General features: G+C 67.3%; 1 protein-coding gene and 1 rRNA gene. One reads left to right on the forward strand and one right to left on the reverse strand.

The window, feature by feature from the left end:
• A partial coding sequence (locus I53_RS01250; RefSeq protein WP_043345848.1) for an EAL domain-containing protein occupies nt 1-1,641 on the reverse strand: 1,641 nt, incomplete at its 3' end.
• 1,069 nt (nt 1,642-2,710) lie between these two features.
• On the opposite strand from I53_RS01250, the gene I53_RS01255 reads away from it, so the two are divergent.
• Nucleotides 2,711-3,261 (forward strand): 16S ribosomal RNA (locus I53_RS01255); the annotation flags it as partial.

A 3,261-nucleotide genomic window follows, 5' to 3' on the forward strand; every position in this document is an offset into this window, starting at 1 on the left:
GCAGCCCTCCAGGCGGACGCTCTGCATCTGCTCGGCCGTCTCGACGCCCTCGGCGACGGTGGTCATGCCCAGGCTCTTGCCCAGGCCGGCGATCGCCCGGATGATCGCCTCGCCGTCGGGCTTGCTGGTCAGATCCTTCACGAAGGAACGGTCGATCTTGATCTTGTCGAAGGGGAACGAGCGCAGGTAGCTCAGCGACGAGTAGCCGGTGCCGAAATCGTCCATGGAGACGCGCACGCCGAGTTCCCGCAGCCGGTGCAGGGTCTGGAGCGTCCTGTCGTTCTCCTGCAGCAGCACGCCCTCGGTGATCTCCACCTCCAGCCGCCGGGCGGGCAGCCCCGAGCCGGCCAGGGCCGAGATGATCGTCTCCACCAGCCGGTCGCTCTTGAACTGCGCCGGCGAGACGTTGACCGCCACCGACATGTGCTCCGGCCAGGTCATGGCGTCGCGGCAGGCCTGGCGGACGACCCACTCGCCGATCGGGACGATGAGGCCGATCTCCTCGGCGAGCGGGATGAAATCGAGGGGCGAGACCAGCCCGCGTTCGGGATGGCGCCACCGGATCAGGGCCTCGCAGCCGATCAGCGTGCCGCTCGCGAGCTGCAATTGCGGCTGGAAGTGCAGCTGGAATTCCCGCCGGGCGAGCGCCTGCCGCAGGTCGAGTTCGAGCTTGCGGCGCGCCTGCATGCGCGCATCCATCTCCGGCTCGAAGAACCGGTAGGTGCCGCGGCCGTCGAGCTTGGCCCGGTAGAGGGCGAGGTCGGCGTTCTTCAGGAGCCGGTCGGCGTCGGTCCCGTCCTCGGGGGCGAGCGCCACGCCGACGCTGGCGCCGATCGTCAAAAGATGGCCTTCCACCATGTAGGTGCGGCCGATCAGGTCGACGACGCGGCGGGCGAGGGCCTGCGTGCCCGCCGCGTCGCGGATCCCGGGCTGGAGGATGACAAACTCGTCGCCGCCGATCCGCGCCACCGTGTCGGTGGGCCGCACCGTCGAGCGCAGGCGGTCGGCGACCGTCTCCAGCAGCGCGTCGCCGATCGGATGACCGAGCGTGTCGTTGACCGGCTTGAACCGGTCGAGGTCGATCAGCAGCAGGGCGCAGCACTCGCCCGTGCGCGCGAGACGCGCGAGAGCCTCGGCGAGACGCTCGCGCAGGAGCAGGCGGTTCGGCAGACCGGTGAGGGGATCGCGCCGCGCCATCGCGTCGGCCCGGGCTTCCACGGCCTTCCGGGTGCTGACATCCTCCAGCGAGACGACCCAGCCGCCCGTCGCGAGGGGATGGAGTTCCACCTGGACCGTGTGGTCCCGGTGCCGCAACTCGAACACGACCGGCTGCCGCCGGGCCAGCGCGCGGCGGAGGCTGCGCAGCAGGGCGCCCCGCGGCGGGGCGGTCCCGGCCCGCAGGGCCCGCAGCAGCGGGATCGCCGAAGCCTGCACCCGCAGCGTGACGTTGAGGCCGGCCAGGAGCTGCCGGGCCGGGGCGTTCGCCGCGATGACCGTCCCGGTGGGGTCGATCATCAGCAGACCCTGCCGGACCGCGTCGAGAAAGGGGAGCAGGGGATCGCGCCCGACGCCCCGCTCCGGCAGGGGCGGACGCGCCGCCTCCCGGCGCGACAGGTCGGCAGGCTGGGGATCCGCGCGCATGCCAAGGGGCCTCGGAGTGAGCCGCCGGGCAAGCTGCGGCTGGAAACAGGGACTCCATAGATGCGAAGATGCTAATTCCATCTTTAAGGACCAGAAGATCGCGGGCCTGATCTGCGTTCAAGACTGCGAATGCGATCATGCCGCTCGCCGCCGCCCGGTCCGCTGCGCTCAGGCCCTGAGCCGGGTGCTCTTCAGGGAGCCGCAGGCGGGGGCGGGCGTCGGCGATCGCGGCGATCCGCAGGTTCCCGGCCGGCGCGCCCGGCCTGTCGGCCGCGCGAGGGGGATCGGTTCGGGCACCCGGACAGGACGCTTGCGAAACCGCCGATCCGCGGAGGACTACAGGCGATGCGGCGGCGGCGGTCGGTCGGGCGCGGATGCGAAGGTGTGCATCCCGGGCTTGGCCGGCCTGCGCCCGGCCCCTTGCGTCGCGCGGCGAGCCCCACTACATCCGCTTCACCGGACGCGACGGCACGCCGTCCTCCGGTCCTTCCAGCAGCATCGCCGGCCAGCGACGACCCTCAAGGGTCGGATGGTCGTCGGACTTGAGCCTAGGCTCAACCCGCACGCGGCGACTGAGGGAGCGTCCATCGTCCAGCGCTTCACCGAAGGGCCCCCGGGCCGTTCTGCGTTGCGCTTTGTCGACGGAGGCACCGGAGACCGGCTCGACCGGTTCGGTTCTTTCGCCGGGAAAAAGGGCGGTTGACACGGAAGTCTGGGGCGGCTTATACGGCGCCTCCCGACGCGGTCCGGAAGAAAAACGGAGCGGGTCGGACGGACTTCCCGAGGTTTAGAAAAGTAGATCTGGCGAGAGCCAAGGTACTTGACTTCTCCTCGAAAGGTAATTACGAGAGTGATTACTGATCTTTGACAAGTTGGAATTGAGGAAGGGAGACGCGGGCGGCGTTTGTCCTTGCGGCCAGGCCTTAGGGTCTGGCGTGAGAGACTTGTGCCGATCTGTTGTTCTTCTTTCTGAGCTCACCGACGGGTGTTTGGCGCTGTGAAGCGCTGGATGCTTGGTCGATGTGAGGCTCCGTCTGAGAATATACGTGATCGGCCAGATCAATCTCTTCAACGTGAGAGTTTGATCCTGGCTCAGAGCGAACGCTGGCGGCAGGCTTAACACATGCAAGTCGAGCGGACCTTTCGGGGTCAGCGGCGGACGGGTGAGTAACGCGTGGGAACGTGCCTTCCGGTTCGGAATAACCCTGGGAAACTAGGGCTAATACCGGATACGCCCTTATGGGGAAAGGTTTACTGCCGGAAGATCGGCCCGCGTCTGATTAGCTAGTTGGTGGGGTAACGGCCTACCAAGGCGACGATCAGTAGCTGGTCTGAGAGGATGATCAGCCACACTGGGACTGAGACACGGCCCAGACTCCTACGGGAGGCAGCAGTGGGGAATATTGGACAATGGGCGCAAGCCTGATCCAGCCATGCCGCGTGAGTGATGAAGGCCTTAAGGTTGTAAAGCTCTTTTATCCGGGACGATAATGACGGTACCGGAGGAATAGCCCCCGGCTAACTTCGTGCCAGCAGCCGCGGTAATACGAAGGGGGCTAGCGTTGCTCGGAATCACTGGGCGTAAAGGGCGCGTAGGCGGCGTTTTAGTCGGGGGTGAAA

The organism is Methylobacterium sp. B1 (assembly GCF_000333255.1).
Classification (GTDB): Bacteria; Pseudomonadota; Alphaproteobacteria; order Rhizobiales; family Beijerinckiaceae; genus Methylobacterium; species Methylobacterium fujisawaense.